Source organism: Mycobacterium sp. RTGN5, from assembly GCF_033804465.1.
In the GTDB taxonomy this organism is placed as follows: domain Bacteria; phylum Actinomycetota; class Actinomycetes; order Mycobacteriales; family Mycobacteriaceae; genus Mycobacterium.
The window spans coordinates 19744-34886 of record NZ_JAPZLA010000013.1; the positions used below are offsets into that span (position 1 = coordinate 19744).

General features: G+C 66.2%; 13 protein-coding genes. 6 read left to right on the forward strand and 7 right to left on the reverse strand.

Annotated elements, in window-relative coordinates; genetic code table 11:
• Positions 1 to 8: 8 nt before the first annotated feature.
• The 6 genes from SLQ31_RS29330 to SLQ31_RS29355 form a co-directional block, all read right to left on the reverse strand.
• Positions 9 to 737 carry a 3'(2'),5'-bisphosphate nucleotidase CysQ gene (locus tag SLQ31_RS29330; RefSeq protein ID WP_319437712.1) on the reverse strand — a complete coding sequence of 243 codons (729 nt, stop codon included), beginning with the start codon at positions 735 to 737 and terminating at the stop codon, positions 9 to 11.
• On the reverse strand, positions 734 to 2584 hold the full coding sequence (cysN, locus tag SLQ31_RS29335) for a sulfate adenylyltransferase subunit CysN (protein ID WP_319437713.1): 1851 nt from the start codon (positions 2582 to 2584) through the stop codon (positions 734 to 736). Before cysN ends, SLQ31_RS29330 begins: the two co-directional genes overlap by 4 nt.
• Positions 2584 to 3513, reverse strand: a complete 930-nt coding sequence (cysD, locus tag SLQ31_RS29340; RefSeq protein ID WP_319437714.1) for a sulfate adenylyltransferase subunit CysD — start codon at positions 3511 to 3513, stop codon at positions 2584 to 2586. The genes cysN and cysD overlap by 1 nt, the downstream gene beginning before the upstream one ends.
• 133 nt (positions 3514 to 3646) lie before the next feature.
• Complete coding sequence (locus SLQ31_RS29345; RefSeq protein WP_319437715.1) at positions 3647 to 4138, reverse strand: carbonic anhydrase; 492 nt, start codon at positions 4136 to 4138, stop codon at positions 3647 to 3649.
• 67 nt (positions 4139 to 4205) lie between these two features.
• Positions 4206 to 4451 (reverse strand): hypothetical protein, encoded by a 246-nt coding sequence (locus tag SLQ31_RS29350; protein ID WP_319437716.1) that lies wholly within the window; start codon positions 4449 to 4451, stop codon positions 4206 to 4208.
• A gap of 140 nt (positions 4452 to 4591) precedes the next feature.
• Entirely contained in the window at positions 4592 to 4792 is a 201-nt protein-coding gene (locus SLQ31_RS29355) for a hypothetical protein (protein WP_319437717.1), read from the reverse strand.
• Positions 4793 to 4902: 110 nt separating this feature from the next.
• On the opposite strand from SLQ31_RS29355, the gene SLQ31_RS29360 reads away from it, so the two are divergent.
• From SLQ31_RS29360 to SLQ31_RS29375, 4 genes are read left to right on the forward strand one after another with little or no spacing between them, the layout of a single operon-like run.
• Positions 4903 to 5880 (forward strand): ABC transporter permease, encoded by a 978-nt coding sequence (locus SLQ31_RS29360; RefSeq protein ID WP_319437718.1) that lies wholly within the window; start codon positions 4903 to 4905, stop codon positions 5878 to 5880.
• Complete coding sequence (locus SLQ31_RS29365) at positions 5877 to 6806, forward strand: ABC transporter permease (RefSeq protein WP_319437719.1); 930 nt, start codon at positions 5877 to 5879, stop codon at positions 6804 to 6806. The genes SLQ31_RS29360 and SLQ31_RS29365 overlap by 4 nt, the downstream gene beginning before the upstream one ends.
• On the forward strand, positions 6803 to 8653 hold the full coding sequence (locus SLQ31_RS29370; RefSeq protein WP_319437720.1) for an ABC transporter ATP-binding protein: 1851 nt from the start codon (positions 6803 to 6805) through the stop codon (positions 8651 to 8653). Before SLQ31_RS29365 ends, SLQ31_RS29370 begins: the two co-directional genes overlap by 4 nt.
• Positions 8654 to 8701: 48 nt before the next feature.
• On the forward strand, positions 8702 to 10348 hold the full coding sequence (locus tag SLQ31_RS29375) for an ABC transporter family substrate-binding protein (protein WP_413643299.1): 1647 nt from the start codon (positions 8702 to 8704) through the stop codon (positions 10346 to 10348).
• On the opposite strand, the gene SLQ31_RS29380 is transcribed toward SLQ31_RS29375, so the two are convergent.
• A complete protein-coding gene (locus SLQ31_RS29380; RefSeq protein WP_319437721.1) occupies positions 10338 to 11615 on the reverse strand; it encodes an alpha/beta fold hydrolase in 1278 nt (425 codons plus the stop codon). The two genes, SLQ31_RS29375 and SLQ31_RS29380, sit on opposite strands and share 11 nt — an antisense overlap.
• 131 nt (positions 11616 to 11746) lie before the next feature.
• On the opposite strand from SLQ31_RS29380, the gene SLQ31_RS29385 reads away from it, so the two are divergent.
• Both SLQ31_RS29385 and SLQ31_RS29390 read left to right on the forward strand, forming a co-directional pair.
• On the forward strand, positions 11747 to 12958 hold the full coding sequence (locus tag SLQ31_RS29385) for an acyl-CoA dehydrogenase family protein (protein WP_319437722.1): 1212 nt from the start codon (positions 11747 to 11749) through the stop codon (positions 12956 to 12958).
• A 76-nt stretch (positions 12959 to 13034) separates the two neighbouring features.
• Positions 13035 to 15023: a molybdopterin-dependent oxidoreductase gene (locus tag SLQ31_RS29390; protein ID WP_319437723.1), complete on the forward strand. Its 1989-nt coding sequence runs from the start codon at positions 13035 to 13037 to the stop codon at positions 15021 to 15023.
• Positions 15024 to 15143 lie beyond the last annotated feature (120 nt).

Sequence of the window (15143 nt, forward strand, 5' to 3'; positions counted from 1 at the left end):
CCGAAACGCTACTGCGTGACGGCCAGCACCGCCTTGGCGTACTCGGGCCGGCACACCACGAGATCGGGAAGCAGCGGATCGGGCCGGTTGTACTCAAGCGGGGACCCGTCGATGCGCGACGTGTACAGCCCAGCGGCCCGGGCGACGGCCACCGGAGCGGCCGAATCCCATTCGTACTGTCCGCCGGCGTGCACATAGACATCGGCCAAGCCCTGCACCACGGCTGCGACTTTCGCTCCGGCAGAGCCCATTTCGACAAGGACGCCATCTAGTGCGTCACGCACCTGCAGCGCCACCGCGGGGGGCCGCGTCCGCGACACCACGATGCGCGGCGCAGCCGGTGCGGGCGGCGGTGCGGGCACCACCGGAGTGGCCAGGGTGATGTTCTGCGCCGGCAGCGCGACCGCGCCGGCAATCAGTTCGCCGTCTTGCCACAACGCCACGTGCACGGCCCAGTCTTCGCGATCGAGTTCGGAGAACTCACGGGTCCCGTCGAGCGGATCGACGATCCACACCCGGCTGCTGCGCAACCGAATCGGGTCGTCGGCGCCCTCCTCGGAGAGCACCGCGTCATCGGGGCGCGCCTGAGCCAACGCCTCCATCAGATAATCGTGAGAGCGCTTGTCGCCAGCGGCCTTTCGCTCCGCGCCCGACGCATCAGCCAGCTCGGCACGGACGCCGAGGAGCAGCTTGCCCGCCTGGGTGGCCAGTGTGGCGGCCAGTTCGTGGTCGCTCACTGTTGGCCCTCCAACAGATCGACGACCTGCTGGGCCAACTCGTCGCAGCCGTACTGCGGGGTGAGCCGCACATCGGGATTCTTCGGCCGCTGATAGGGGCTGTCAATGCCGGTGAAGTGGGTGATCTCCCCCGCACGGGCCTTGGCGTAGAGACCCTTGGGGTCGCGGCGCTCGCAGTCCTCCAGTGGGGTGTCGACGAAGATCTCGAAGAACTCCACATCCTGGTCGGTGTGGACCTTGCGGGCCAGCTCCCGGTGCTCCTCCAGTGGACTGATCACCGGCACCAGGACCGTCAGACCGGCATCGGCCATCAGCGTGGCGATGTGGGCCAGGCGGCGCAGGTTCTCGGCACGATCGGCCATCGAGAAGCCCAGGTCGGCGTTGAGCCCGTGGCGCAGGTTGTCACCGTCGAGAATGTAGGCCGGGCAACCATGTTCGAGCAGCTTCTGCTCCACCAGCACCGCCACCGACGACTTGCCGGAGCCGGACAGCCCGGTGAACCACAGCGTGCGCCCCTTGGTGAGCCGGTCGCCCGCGCTCACCAGCGACTGATGGCGCACCGTGTTGGGCGACGCGGCGCGACTGGCGATCGGGGCCGTATCGCGAACCATGCCCGCGGCGACGGTCACGTTGGTTTCGGGATCGATCAGGATGAACGATCCGGTGGCCGCGTTACGGGAGTATTCGTCGAGCAGCAGCGGCGCCTGGGTGCGCAGCGTCACCCGGCCGAGTTCGTTGAGTTTCAACGCCGTTGCGCTCTTGTCGCGGTGCAGGGTGTTGACGTCCAGGCGATAGTCCAGCGCGCCGACCCGTGCCCGCGTGGTGCGGGTCGTGTGCTTGATGATGTAGTCGCGGCCGGGTTCCAACGCGCTATCGTCGGCCATCCAGCACACCATGGCATCGAATTCTTTTGTCGGCACCGGCTGGTTCTGCGGGCGGGCCAACAGGTCACCGCGCGAGATGTCGATATCGTCGGCCAGGCTGATCGACACCGCCATCGGCGGGAACGCTTCCTCGACCGGGCCCGTGGGACCGTCGATCGACGTGATGCGACTGGTCTTTCCACTGGGCAGCACGACGACCTCGTCGCCCGGGCGCATCACACCGCTGGCGATGGTGCCCGCGTAGCTGCGGTGGTCGGCGTGTTCGACGGTCTGCGGCCGGATCACGTACTGCACCGGGAATCGCACGTCGACCAGGTTGCGGTCGCCGGCGATGTAGACGTCCTCGAGGTGGCTCAACAGCGGCGGGCCGTCATACCAAGGTGCCTTGTCCGACTTGGTCACAACGTTGTCGCCGTTGAGCGCCGACATCGGGATCGTGGTCACGTCATGGATGTCCAACCGGGCGGCGAACGCGTGGAACTCATCCCGGATCGCCTCGAAACGCTCACGGTCCCAATCGATGAGGTCCATCTTGTTGACCGCAAGCACGATGTGCTGCACGCCCAGCAGTGAGGCCAGGAACGCGTGGCGACGGGACTGCTCGAGCAGGCCGTGGCGCGCATCGACGAGCACGACCACCAGCTGCGCGGTCGACGCCCCGGTGACCATGTTGCGGGTGTACTGGATGTGCCCCGGGGTGTCGGCGATGATGAATTTCCGCTTGGCCGTTGCGAAATAGCGATACGCGACATCGATGGTGATGCCCTGCTCGCGCTCGGAGCGCAGCCCGTCGGTCACCAGCGCGAGGTCGGTGTAGTCGTTGCCGCGCTCGCGCGATGTCCGCTCGACAGCGGCCAGCTGGTCTTCCATCACGGCTTTGGAGTCGTAAAGCAACCGGCCGATCAGGGTCGACTTTCCGTCGTCGACCGATCCCGCGGTGGCAATCCTCAATAACGTGGCCATCAGAAGTAGCCCTCCCGCTTACGGTCTTCCATGCCTGCTTCGGAGATTCGGTCATCGGCGCGGGTGGCGCCACGTTCTGTCAGTCGCGAGAGTGCGGTCTCGGCGATCACCTGGTCGACGGTGACGGCGGTCGACTCCACGCAGCCGGTGCACGTGACGTCGCCGACGGTGCGGAATCGCACCGCGGTCTCGAACACCGGCTCGTCGGCGTTCGGTTGCATGAATTCGTGGACGGCCAAGAGCATTCCGTCACGCTTGAACACCGGGCGGGTGTGGGAGTAGTAGATCGCCGGCAGGGTGATCCCTTCGGCGCCGATGTAGGCCCAGATGTCGTATTCGGTCCAGTTCGACAGCGGGAAGACGCGGATGTGCTCGCCCTTGCGATGGCGCCCGTTGTAGAGGTTCCACAGCTCGGGCCGCTGGACCTTCGGGTCCCACTGGCCGAACTCGTCACGGAAGCTGAAGACCCGCTCTTTGGCGCGGGCCTTCTCCTCGTCGCGACGGGCACCGCCGAAGGCGGCGTCGAACTTGTTCTCCCGGATCCCGCGCAACAACGTCACGGTCTGCAGCGGGTTGCGCGACGGGCCGTTGTCCACGACTCGGCCGGCGTCGATGTCCTCCTCGACGCTGGCCACCACCAGTCGCAGCCCGTACCGCTCGACGAGCTCGTCACGGGTGGAGATCACCTCGTCGAAGTTGTGACCGGTATCGACGTGCATCACCGGGAACGGCAGCCGCCCGGGGGCGAAGGCCTTGATCGCCAGGTGCAGCATCACGATCGAGTCTTTACCGCCCGAGAACAACAGCACCGGCCGTTCGAACTCGGCGGCAACCTCGCGGATGATGTGGATTGCTTCGGCCTCAAGGGACCGAAGGTGGCTCAGCTCGTACTGCCCCGGCTTCGGGCGTTCGACCACCGGACTTGCCATGGTTTCCTCGTAAAGTTGGTAGGTTTGACCAGAATTACAAAGCTAGCCTGGAATCTAGCGAGCCGCACGGATGAAGTCAAGAGTTAAATGCAGAAGACGGGATCGCAGGTCAAGCGGCTATTTGTGCCACTAATTAGCCGATGACCTCGGTGAGTTGGCCGGTCGCCACGTCGAAGATGAAGCCCCGCAGCGACTCGTGCTTGGTGACGAACGGGCTGTTCTCGATGCGCCGCAGCGACTGGCGCACGTCTTCCTCGAGGTCGGGGAAAGCCTCCGCCGCCCACTCCGGTTTCACGCCGGTTTCATCCTGAATATCGCGCTTGAAGGCGTCGTCGGTGAACGTCAGCATGCCGCAGTCGGTGTGGTGGATGAGGATGATTTCTTTGGTTCCCAGCAAGCGCTGGCTGATCGCCAGCGAGCGGATCTCGTCGTCGGTGATCACGCCGCCGGCGTTCCGAATGACATGTGCCTCACCGTCGTTGAGGCCGAGGATCCGGTAGACGTTCAGCCGGGCATCCATGCACGCCACGACGGCAACATGCCTACTTGGTGGCAACGGCAGTGGCCCCGTGAAAGTCTTCGCGTATTCGACATTGTTGGCCAGGAATTCGTCGGTAACGCTCACGTCGCGATGCTAGCGCCGACCGCCGCCGCCGCCACCAAGAACGATCAGGCTGATCCGAAATCGCTCACTACGGCGCCTCGGGGGGCTCCGCGGTCACCGGCGGCGTAAACGACGCCGGCACCACGGTGGCTTCGGGGGCCGTCGATTTCGTCGTCACCCCGGTCGTCATCTCCGAGGTCACCGGTGAGGTGAACGTGCCGGGATCCGACATGATCATGTCGCCGCCCTGCTCGGTCACCGCCATCGCCAACGCACCCATGGCCACAATTGCACTGCCGCCGACCACGGCGGACAGCGTTCTGATGTTCTGCATCTCGCCACTTCCAATCGGTCTCGGTCGGGGTTCCACAGACCGGCTTCCCTGCCAATCCGCTGGCAATTGGTTAACCGAGACCTGCGAAGCCGAAACCTCTCGAGCCGTTCAGGGAAGCAAAGACGCAGGCAGCGGCGCTGTTATCGCGGTTCCATGCTGGGGGATGGGCTGGCCGAGGCCACCGAGGAACTGGGCAACATCGGCGGCGAGGTGTGCGCCGTCGTCGGACTGGGGCTGGTCGTCATCGGGTCGACGGTGGTTCCCTTGTCGGTGCACGCGGTCAGCACCGCGAGTGCCAGTGCGATAGCCGCCGACAAGCGCCGGAGTGTGGTCGCGTTCACGTCCGTCTGCCTACCCACGCACCGCGCCGGTAAACGCCCGGGTCTTGCGGTCGTTTACCTCCGGCATCTCCTACCCTGTGCTGCATGCACCCTGCGGTGGACAGCGCCCGATGACGCGGTTCCTGGCGCGTCGGCTGCTCAACTACCTGGTGCTGCTGGCGCTGGCGTCGTTCCTCACCTTCACGCTGACATCGCTGACGTTCACTCCATTGAACAGCCTGCTGCAACGCAATCCACGACCGCCGCAAGCCGTGATCGACGCCAAGGCCGCCGAGCTCGATCTCGACAAGCCGATACCGCTGCGGTACGGGCACTGGGTGGCCGGTGCGGTGCGCGGCGATTTCGGCACGACGGTCAACGGCCAACCCGTCGCCGACGAACTGTGGCGCCGCATCGGGGTGAGCCTGCGGCTGCTGATAATCGGCTCGGTGCTTGGCACGGTGATCGGCGTGGTGGTCGGCGCCTGGGGTGCGATCCGTCAATACAAGTTGTCCGATCGGGTGATAACCCTGCTGTCGCTACTGGTGATCAGCACCCCGACCTTCGTGATCGCCAACCTGATGATCCTGGCTGCACTGAAGGTGAACTCGGTTCTGGGACTTCAGATTTTCTCCTACACGGGTGAGACGTCGCCCGATGCCATCGGCGGCGCGTGGAACGGATTCATCGACCGGCTGCAGCACTTGATCCTGCCCAGCGTCACCCTGGCGCTCGGCGGGATCGCCGGTTACAGCCGCTACCAACGCAATGCGATGCTCGACGTCCTCGGTCAGGACTTCATCCGCACGGCACGGGCCAAGGGACTCACCCGCAGGCAGGCCCTGTTCAAGCACGGGCTGCGCACCGCCCTGATCCCGATGGCGACCTTGTTTGCCTACGGTGTGGCGGGTTTGGTCACCGGAGCGGTGTTCGTGGAGAAGATCTTCGGCTGGCACGGTATGGGCGAGTGGGTAGTTCAGGGCATCGCCACCCAGGACACCAATATCGTCGCCGCGATCACGGTGTTCTCCGGGGCCGTCGTGCTGCTGGCGGGGCTGCTCTCCGATGTCATCTACGCGATCCTGGATCCCCGAGTGAGGGTGACATGACGGAAACGGACTCCTCCGCACGCTCCGGGGTCAAACTCGAGGAGTTCGCATCGCGGCGCACCCTGGTGCTGCGCCGGTTCGCGCGGAACCGGGCGGCGATGGCCTCCCTGATCCTGCTGGCTCTGCTCTTCATCGGCTGCTATGCCTTGCCGCCGCTGCTGCCCTGGTCCTACACCGAACTCGACTTTTACGCGCTGCAAGATCCGCCGAGCTCCGATCATTGGTTCGGCACCAACGCATTAGGTCAGGACCTGCTGGCCCAGATCCTGCGCGGAATGCAGAAGTCGATGCTCATCGGTGTGTGCGTCGCGGTGATCTCGACGGCGATCGCGGCGACCGTCGGCTCGATCGCCGGCTACTTCGGCGGCTGGCGGGACAAGACGCTGATGTGGTTGGTGGACTTGCTGCTGGTGGTGCCGAGCTTCATCCTGATCGCGATCCTGACGCCGCTCACCAAGAGTTCCGCCAACGTGGCGCTGCTCATCGTGCTGCTCGCCGGGTTCAGTTGGATGGTGAGCTCCCGCATGGTGCGTGGCCTGACGATGAGCCTGCGCGAGCGTGAATTCGTCAAGGCGGCACGGTATATGGGTGTGCCGAGCTCGCGGATCATTGTCCGCCACATCATTCCGAACGTGGCCTCGATCCTGATCATCGACGCCGCGCTGAACGTCGCCGTCGCGATCCTGGCCGAAACCGGCTTGAGCTTCCTGGGTTTCGGCATTCAGCCACCCGACGTCTCGCTGGGCACCCTGATCGCCGACGGCACCAAATCGGCGACGACGTTCCCGTGGGTGTTCCTGTTCCCGGCCGGGGTGCTGGTGCTGATCCTGGTGTGCGCCAACCTCACCGGTGACGGACTTCGCGACGCCCTCGACCCCGGTAGCGCGAACGTGCGCCGGGGCCGCAGGAAGAAAACGAAGTCATGAGCGACACCCTGCTGGAGGTCACCGATCTCGCGGTCAGCTTCCCCACCGCCACCGACGATCTCACCGCGGTGCGCGGCTTGACCTACCAGGTCCGTCCCCGCGAGGTCGTCGCGATGGTCGGCGAATCCGGGTCGGGCAAGTCGGCGGCGGCCATGGCGGTCATCGGGCTGCTGCCCGAGTACGCCACAGTGTCCGGGTCGGTGCGCCTGGCCGGCCAGGAGCTGCTCGGCCTGTCCGACGCCGAGATGTCGAAAATCCGCGGCTTGCGCATCGGCACGGTGTTCCAGGACCCGATGTCGGCGCTGACGCCGGTCTACACCGTCGGCGACCAGATCGCCGAGGCGATCACCGTCCACGACCGCGATATCGGCAAGAAGGCGGCGCGCCAACGCGCCGTCGAGCTGCTCGAACTGGTCGGCATCGCCCAGCCCGAACAGCGGGCGCGGGCCTTCCCCCACGAACTGTCCGGCGGTGAGCGCCAGCGGGTGGTGATCGCCATCGCCATCGCCAACGACCCCGACCTGTTGATCTGCGACGAACCGACGACCGCGCTCGATGTCACGGTGCAGGCCCAGATCCTCGAGGTGCTCAAGACCGCGCGCGACGTCACCGGCGCGGGCGTGCTGATCATCACCCATGACCTTGGCGTGGTCGCCGAGTTCGCCGACCGAGCGCTGGTGATGTACGCCGGGCGCGCGGTCGAGGTGGCCGGGGTCGGCGACCTGTACCGTGACCGCCGAATGCCTTATACCGCAGGGCTGTTGGGCTCGGTACCCCGACTCGATGCACCGCAGGGCACCCGGCTGGTTCCGATTCCCGGTGCGCCACCCGCGCTGGTGGACCTCCAACCGGGGTGCCCGTTCGCACCACGCTGCCCCCTGGTCATCGACGAGTGCCGGACCGAGGAGCCGGCTTTGCTGGACGTCGGGCCCGACCATCCCGACCATTTAGCGGCCTGCATCCGCACCGATGAGGTGAAAGGCCGCACCGCGGCGCAGATCTATGGTGTGTCGACTCAACCGGCGGCCGTCGAGGGCGCCGCGGACAGCGACGTGGTGATCAGGGTGCAGAACCTGGTCCGGACCTACCGGCTGACCAAGGGCGTGGTGTTCCGCCGCCAGATCGGTGAGGTCCGTGCCGTCGACGGCCTCAGCTTCGATCTGCCCCGGGGCGAGACCCTCGGCATCGTCGGTGAATCCGGCTCTGGGAAGTCGACCACCCTGCACGAGATCCTCGAGCTGACCGCACCACAGTCGGGCTCCATCGAAGTCCTGGGCAACGACGTGGCCACCCTCACCCCGGCGCGCCGGCGCGAACTCCGCCGCGATCTGCAGGTGGTGTTCCAGGATCCGGTCGCCTCCCTGGACCCACGGCTACCCGTCTTCGACTTGCTGGCTGAACCGTTGCAGGCCAACGGCTTCAGCAAGACGAGCATCGACGCACGCATCGCCGAGCTACTGGAGACCGTCGGTCTTCGGCGCGCCGATGCCAGCCGCTACCCCGGCGAGTTCTCCGGCGGGCAGAAACAGCGCATCGGCATCGCGCGAGCATTGGCGCTGCAGCCCAAGATCCTGGCTCTCGACGAACCGGTTTCGGCGCTCGACGTGTCCATTCAGGCGGGCATCATCAACCTGCTACTCGACCTACAGCGCGAGTTCGACCTGTCCTATCTGTTCGTCTCGCACGACCTGTCGGTGGTCAAGCACCTCGCCCACCGCGTCGTGGTGATGTACCGGGGCGCGATGGTCGAGTACGGCGACGCCGACGACATTTTCGCCAACCCACAGCACGAGTACACACAGAAGTTGCTGGCCGCTATCCCGCAACCGGATCCCACTCGCCGCTAGCATCAGGGCGTGACCCCATTGATCCGCCGGCACGCCGGCCGAATTGCAGTGCTGGCAGTCGTGGCGAGTCTGGTGGCGGCCGGCTGTTCGAGCGGCAAGCGGGAGGTTCCGTCCGCCGGCGGCAACGCTGAACTCGGCGCGACGAGCGATATCAACCCGCAAGACCCGGCAACACTGCGCAACGGCGGCAATCTGCGGTTGGCGTTGTCGTCCTTCCCGTCGAACTGGAACATCCTGAACATCGACGGAAACGAGGCCGACACCGGCGCGATGCTGCGGCCGACCATGCCGCGCGCATTCGTGATCGCCGCCGACGGATCGATGAAGGTCAACACCGATTACTTCACCAGCGTCGAACTGACGAGCACGGATCCGCAGGTCGTCACCTACACCATCAACCCCAAGGCCGTCTGGTCCGACGGCACCCCGATCACCTGGGAGGACATCGCTTCCCAGATCAACGCGACCAGCGGCAAGGACAAGGCCTACGCCATTGCCTCGCCCAACGGCAGCGACCGCGTCGCCTCGGTCACCCGTGGCGTCGACGACCGCCAGGCCGTCATCACCTTCGCCAAGCACTACGCCGAATGGCGCGGCATGTTCGCGGGAAACACGATGCTGTCGCCCAAGGCCATGACCGGCAACCCCGACGTGTTCAACAAGGGTCAGCTCAACGGACCCGGACCGTCCGCGGGCCCGTTCCTGATCTCATCGCTGGACCGCACCGCCCAGCGCATCGTGCTGACGCGGAATCCCAAGTGGTGGGGCACTCCACCGCTGCTCGACTCGTTCACCTTCCTTGTGCTCGATGATGCGGCGAGAATCCCTGCGCTGCAGAACAACACGATCGACGCCACCGGCCTGGGCTCGCTGGATGAGCTGACCATCGCGCGCCGGACCCAGGGTGTCTCGATCCGGCGATCGCCAGGCCTGAGCTGGTATCACTTCACCATCAACGGCGCACCGGGCGCGATCTTGTCGGACAAGGCGTTGCGGCTGGCCGTCGCCAAAGGCATCGACCGGCAGGCGATTGCCGATGTGACACAACGCGGTCTGGTCGACAAACCCGTGCCGTTGAACAATCACGTCTACGTGGCGGGCCAGAAGGGGTACCAGGACAACAGTCAGGTGGTGGCCTACGACCCTGAGAAGGCCAAGCAGGAGCTCGACGCCCTTGGCTGGAAGCTCAACGGGCAGTTCCGCGAGAAGGACGGCAAGCAGCTGGTCATCCGCGATGTCCTCTACGACGCGCAGACCACCCGGCAAGTCGCGCTCGTCACGCAGAACAGCCTGGCCCAGATCGGGGTGAACCTGCAGATCGACGCCAAGCCCGGTAACGGGTTCTTCACCAACTACATCATCCCGGGTGATTTCGATATCGCCCAATTCTCCTGGGTGGGTGATGCTTTCGCGTTGTGCTGCCTGAACCAGATCTACACCACCGGGGCCGAGAGCAACTTCGGCAAGATCAGCAGCCCCGACATCGACGCCAAAGTCGAGCAGGTGCTCAACGAACTCGACCCGGACAAGGCCCGCGATCTGGCCAACGAAGTGGACAAGCTGATCTTCGGTGAGGTGTTCAGCCTGCCGTTGTTCCAGTCCGCAGGCAACGTCGCAGTGCGCAGCAATCTGGCCAACTACGGCCCGGCGGGCCTGGGCGACTTGAACTACAGCGCAATAGGATTCACGAAGTAGCAGGCTTCGGCACATCGGGCAGCGTACGCGCGACCACGCGCGGGAGCGCCGCGGGCAGCACACCCTCGACACGCGCCGCCAGTGACATCGCCGACACCATCATCCGCACCGCGGGGCGACTCGGCAGGGCGTCGAGTGCCGCCTCCTGCGGCGCCAACGTGTCGATCCGGCCGATGGAGGCCGCCTCGGCGATCCGCAGCGCCGCCCGCTCCTTGGTGTCGAGCACGCTGTGACCGCTGGTCGGTAATCGCACCAGTACCGATCCGGGAATGAGCCCGGCGATCCGCTCGGCGACCGCCGGCGGCGTGATCAGGTCCCGGCCACCCGAGATCACCACGGTGGGCCAGCTGAATTTCGGCATCTCGGCGACCAGATCGAACGGTTCGGCCTCGAACCGCGGGGCCTCCCCGGCCGCGAGATCACGCATCGCGACCGCCGGGTCGAGCGGCAACCCGTCCGGGTCCGCCGCGTAGTTGAGCTCACGGAACGCGATCCGCTCGACCAGATCAGTCTCATTGCGGTAGGGTGCCTTTCGGCCCACCATCAACTCGCCGAGCCGGCCCATCGCCGTCCACACCAGGGGCCGCCCACCCAGCAGCAGTTCCAGCTGACGGTCCAGCAGCCGGGCTCCGCCGAACCCGTAGACGGTCGCGGCCAGCTGAGCGGCCGCCGGAGTCATCACCCCGTCATCGACCAGCTGGCGGACCTTGTCGGCCACTTCCTGGGTGTCCCGCTGGCCGTGCCACAGCACGCTGCGGATGTTGCGCCGCACCACATCGATGTCGTCATGATCGAGCAGCGGGGAATCCAGGATCATCGCGAACACCCGAGCCGGGTGGCGTACCCCCACACCCGCGGCGATGTAGGTGCCATAGGACGTCCCGTAGATGATGGCGCTGTCCACCTGGGCGTCGTCGAGCACAGCGGCGACGTCGTCGACGACCTGATCGACGGTCAGCGCCTCGGGCGGCAGGTCGGCGCCACCGTCGTCGTGCCGCGACATTCCGATGCCCCGGTGCTCGATCATGATCACGTCGAGGCCGTCGGCCGCAGCGCGCCGGCGAAGACCCCGGTAGAGGGCAATCGAAGCGGCACCCGGGCCGCCGGGGATGATGACCAGCGGATGTCTGGTCTTGCGGCCGGTGCGCACGTAGTACAGGTCGAACTCGTCGGCTCCACCAGGGGTGACGGGACGTCGAACAGGACGTACTCCGGGCAGCGCCGCGAGTTTGTCGTGGGCGCGGCGCCGCTTCTCGTTCAAAGTCATCGCCGCAGGCCCACCATGGCTTGATTGTGCCCCGCCCGGGCCGGGAATGGAATGCGCCCTCTGCACCTCTCTTAGGTTCGGGGTGAGCCAAAGCAGTGCTCATGGACGTGGCGCCGGCGTAGAACGGGGCCATGACCACAGTGGAGCCTGTCAACCACATCCTGCCCGGCACACCCGAATTCGCCGACCTGCTCGCCGAGATCCGAGCTGGCGCCAAAGACCGAGACCTCAACGACGAGAACCCCTTTGACCAAGTCAACGCACTCAAGCAGGCCGGCTTCGGCACGCTTCGGCTGCCTGCCGAACTTGGTGGTCCGAATTTCGGTGTCCGTCAATTGTTTTCGACGGTCATCGACGTCGCCTCGGCCGATCCCATTGTGGCGCACATCTTCCGCACGCATTTCTGGTTCGTCGAAGAGCGGCTGCGGACCCTTACGGAACCGCGGTCACGGCAGTGGCTGGCCACGGTCGCCGGGGGCCACATTGTGGGCAACGCGTTCAGCGAGAAGGGCTCGAACGCCGTCGGCAGCCTGGTGTTCAACACCCGGTTGCTGCCCGTTCCCGGCGGCTTCCGGCTCACCGGGGAGAAGTACTACAGCACCGGGACCTTGTTCGCCGACTACCTGACCGTCACGGCGACCACCGACCACGACTCGGTGGCCACGGTGATCGTTCCCGCCGACCGTGACGGTGTCCGGCTTGTCGATGACTGGGACGGCTTCGGCCAGCGCCGGACGGGCACCGGAACCACGACGTTCACCAGCGTCGATGTGGCGCCCGATGAGGTATTGACCGACACGTCGTACGACGCCGAGCCGGTGCCGACCGTCCAGTACGCGTCATTACAGCTCTACATCCATGCCGTGGTCGCCGGTGTGCTGCAGACGATCGTCGACGACGGTGTCGAGCTGCTGCGGTCGCGCACGCGCAGTTTCAGCCACGCGCTGACCGAGAATCCCGTCGACGATCCGCTCTATCAGCGTCAGCTCGGTGAGCTGGCCAGTACCGCCTCGATCGCGCGGGCCGCCGTACTCGATGCGGCCTCGGCCATCGAGGCAGCCACGGACTCAGTACACGACGGCGTGCCCGACGCCGATCTGGCCGCCGAGGCTCAGCTCAAGGTCGCCAAGGTAAAGGTCCACCTCGACGATGTCGCGCCCGAGGCCGCCACCCGGCTGCTCGAGCTCGGCGGGGCAAGCGCGGCCAGCCGCCAGCGCAACCTGGACCGGCACTGGCGCAACATCCGCACGATCACGCTGCACAACCCGGTGGCCTACAAGGCCAGGGTCATCGGCCAGAACCTGTTGCACGGCACGCCGATCCCGGCCAACGCCTACTTCTGACCGGCGAGCTGAGCATTCGCTCAGCATTTGCCCCAATATCAAGTACTTGGCACGCCAGGCGAGTAGCTTGCGCCATATGCATACGGTGCGCAGCTTCTGCCGGGTCTGCACGTCGGTCTGCGGCATCCTCGTCGACGTCGAGGGCGACGAGGTGCTCCGCGTCCACGGCGACCAGGACCACCCGTTCTCGAAGGGCTATACCTGCGGGAAGGGCCGGGCACTGCCGCAGCTGCACCACCACCCCGACCGTCTTGAACGGCCGCAGATGCGGGTGGACGGCCAGTTGCAGGACACCTCATGGGACACCTGCCTGGACGACCTGGCCACCCGGCTGAGGGCGATCATCGACGAACACGGCCCCCAGGCGGTCGGCTTCTACTTCAGCACCATGGAGAGCGCCGGCTTCCGGATGGCCGAAGCCCTGCACGCCGCGATAGGCACCCCGGCCAAGTTCAGTCCGCTGACCATCGACGGCACCGCCAAACCGCTGATCTCCGATCTGGTCGGCGGATTCATGGGACTGTCCGGCCGAACGGACCTCGACCACAGCGACTTTCTGATGCTCGTCGGCGTTAATCCGGTTGTCTCCCATGGCCATGCGATCTCGATGCCCAACCCGACAGGCACGGTGCGTGACATCGCCAAGCGCGGACAGGTCTGGGTGATCGACCCACGACGGACCGAGACCGCGCGGCTGGCCACCGGTCATCTGGCGCCGCGCCCCAGTACCGACCACGCGATATTGGCCTACCTGGTCCGAGAGATCCTGATCGACGGCAGGAAAACCGATGTGCCGGTGCAGGGCCTGGATGAGCTGACCGCAGCCGTCGAGCCGTTCACCCTCGAGCACACCGCGTCGCTGACCGACGTCCCCGGCCACGAATTGGCGCGGCTGGCGACCGCCGTCCGCGAAGCCGGTTGTGTCGCAATCGAAACCGGCACCGGCGTGACCATGACGGCCGATCGCGGCAACGTCACCCAGTGGCTGGCGTGGGTGCTGATGATCCTGACCGGCGCGATGAACCGGCCGGGCGGCACCTGGTTTCACCCCGGATTCGCTTACCAGCTCGAAGTTTTCGGCGATCTACTGCCGATCACCCCAATCGAGGGATCGTTCGGTCCTGGCCCGCGCAGTCGCCCCGAGGCTCAGGCGTTCATCAACGAATGGCCGTGCGCCGTGCTGCCCGACGAGGTCGCGGCCGGGAACATCCGCGCGCTGATCAACGTCGGCGGCAGCCTGGTGACGTGTATGCCTGAGACGGGGAAGTTGATCCCGGCCCTGCAGAACCTCGAAGTCTTCGCGACCACCGAGATCATCAACAACGAGACCACGCAATTGGCGACACACGTGCTGCCGACCAAGGATCCGCTGGAACGGTCCGACATCACCCTTCACGACGTCCTGAGTTCGCGGGTCTCCGTGCAGTACACGCCGCCCGTCGTGGCCCCGGTCGGCGAGCGGCGATCGATGTGGTGGGTGTTCGCCGAACTCGGTCGACGACTCGGCTACGACATGGGCAATCTGGGCGACCCGGACACGAGCACCGACGACGACGTGCTTGCGGTCCTGCTGGCCGGCGCCCGATCCACCTTCGACGAAGTGGCGGCCACGGGTTGGGCCGAGGCCCCGCAGCCGCTACCGGCGCCGTGGGTCGACGAGCACATCGAGCGGATGGGTGGCTGGCGACTGGCTCCCCCGCTGTTGGTCGACCAGCTGACCGCACTGCAACCGGCGTCCGCACCACTGATGATGGTGCCGCGCCGGCAGCGCAAGAAGCTCAACGGCCAGCTTGATTTTCTCGGAGAACGCGCCGACATCCTGATCAGTCCCGCGGACGGCGAAGCCGCGGGGATTGCCAACGGCCAACCCGTGACCGTGCGCAGTGTCAGCGGCGAATTGACCGGTGTGGCAAGGGTTGACGACTCAATCCGGCGCGGAGTCGTGTCGATTCCACACGGCCATCACGACGCCAATGTCAATCGCCTGACCAACAAGGACGATATCGACACCGTGACCGGCATGGTGCGGTACTCGGGCATCCCGGTGACCCTGCACCCGGCGTAACGGCGATTTCGGCGGGGGGGGGGGGGGGGGCCCCCGCGGGGGGGGGGCGGCGCGGGGCCGGGGGGGGGGGGGGGGGGGGGGCGCCCGCGGCCCCCCCCCCCCCCCCCCCCCCCCCCCCCC

Bases quoted from the DNA above. Each gene is read 5' to 3' on its own strand.
- SLQ31_RS29390 (WP_319437723.1), top strand. From the start codon at position 13,035: ATGCATACGGTGCGCAGCTTCTGCCGGGTCTGCACGTCGGTCTGCGGC.
- cysD (WP_319437714.1), bottom strand. From the start codon at position 3,513: ATGGCAAGTCCGGTGGTCGAACGCCCGAAGCCGGGGCAGTACGAGCTG.
- SLQ31_RS29350 (WP_319437716.1), bottom strand. From the start codon at position 4,451: ATGCAGAACATCAGAACGCTGTCCGCCGTGGTCGGCGGCAGTGCAATT.
- SLQ31_RS29365 (WP_319437719.1), top strand. From the start codon at position 5,877: ATGACGGAAACGGACTCCTCCGCACGCTCCGGGGTCAAACTCGAGGAG.
- cysN (WP_319437713.1), bottom strand. From the start codon at position 2,584: ATGGCCACGTTATTGAGGATTGCCACCGCGGGATCGGTCGACGACGGA.
- SLQ31_RS29370 (WP_319437720.1), top strand. From the start codon at position 6,803: ATGAGCGACACCCTGCTGGAGGTCACCGATCTCGCGGTCAGCTTCCCC.
- SLQ31_RS29360 (WP_319437718.1), top strand. From the start codon at position 4,903: ATGACGCGGTTCCTGGCGCGTCGGCTGCTCAACTACCTGGTGCTGCTG.
- SLQ31_RS29385 (WP_319437722.1), top strand. From the start codon at position 11,747: ATGACCACAGTGGAGCCTGTCAACCACATCCTGCCCGGCACACCCGAA.
- SLQ31_RS29380 (WP_319437721.1), bottom strand. From the start codon at position 11,615: ATGACTTTGAACGAGAAGCGGCGCCGCGCCCACGACAAACTCGCGGCG.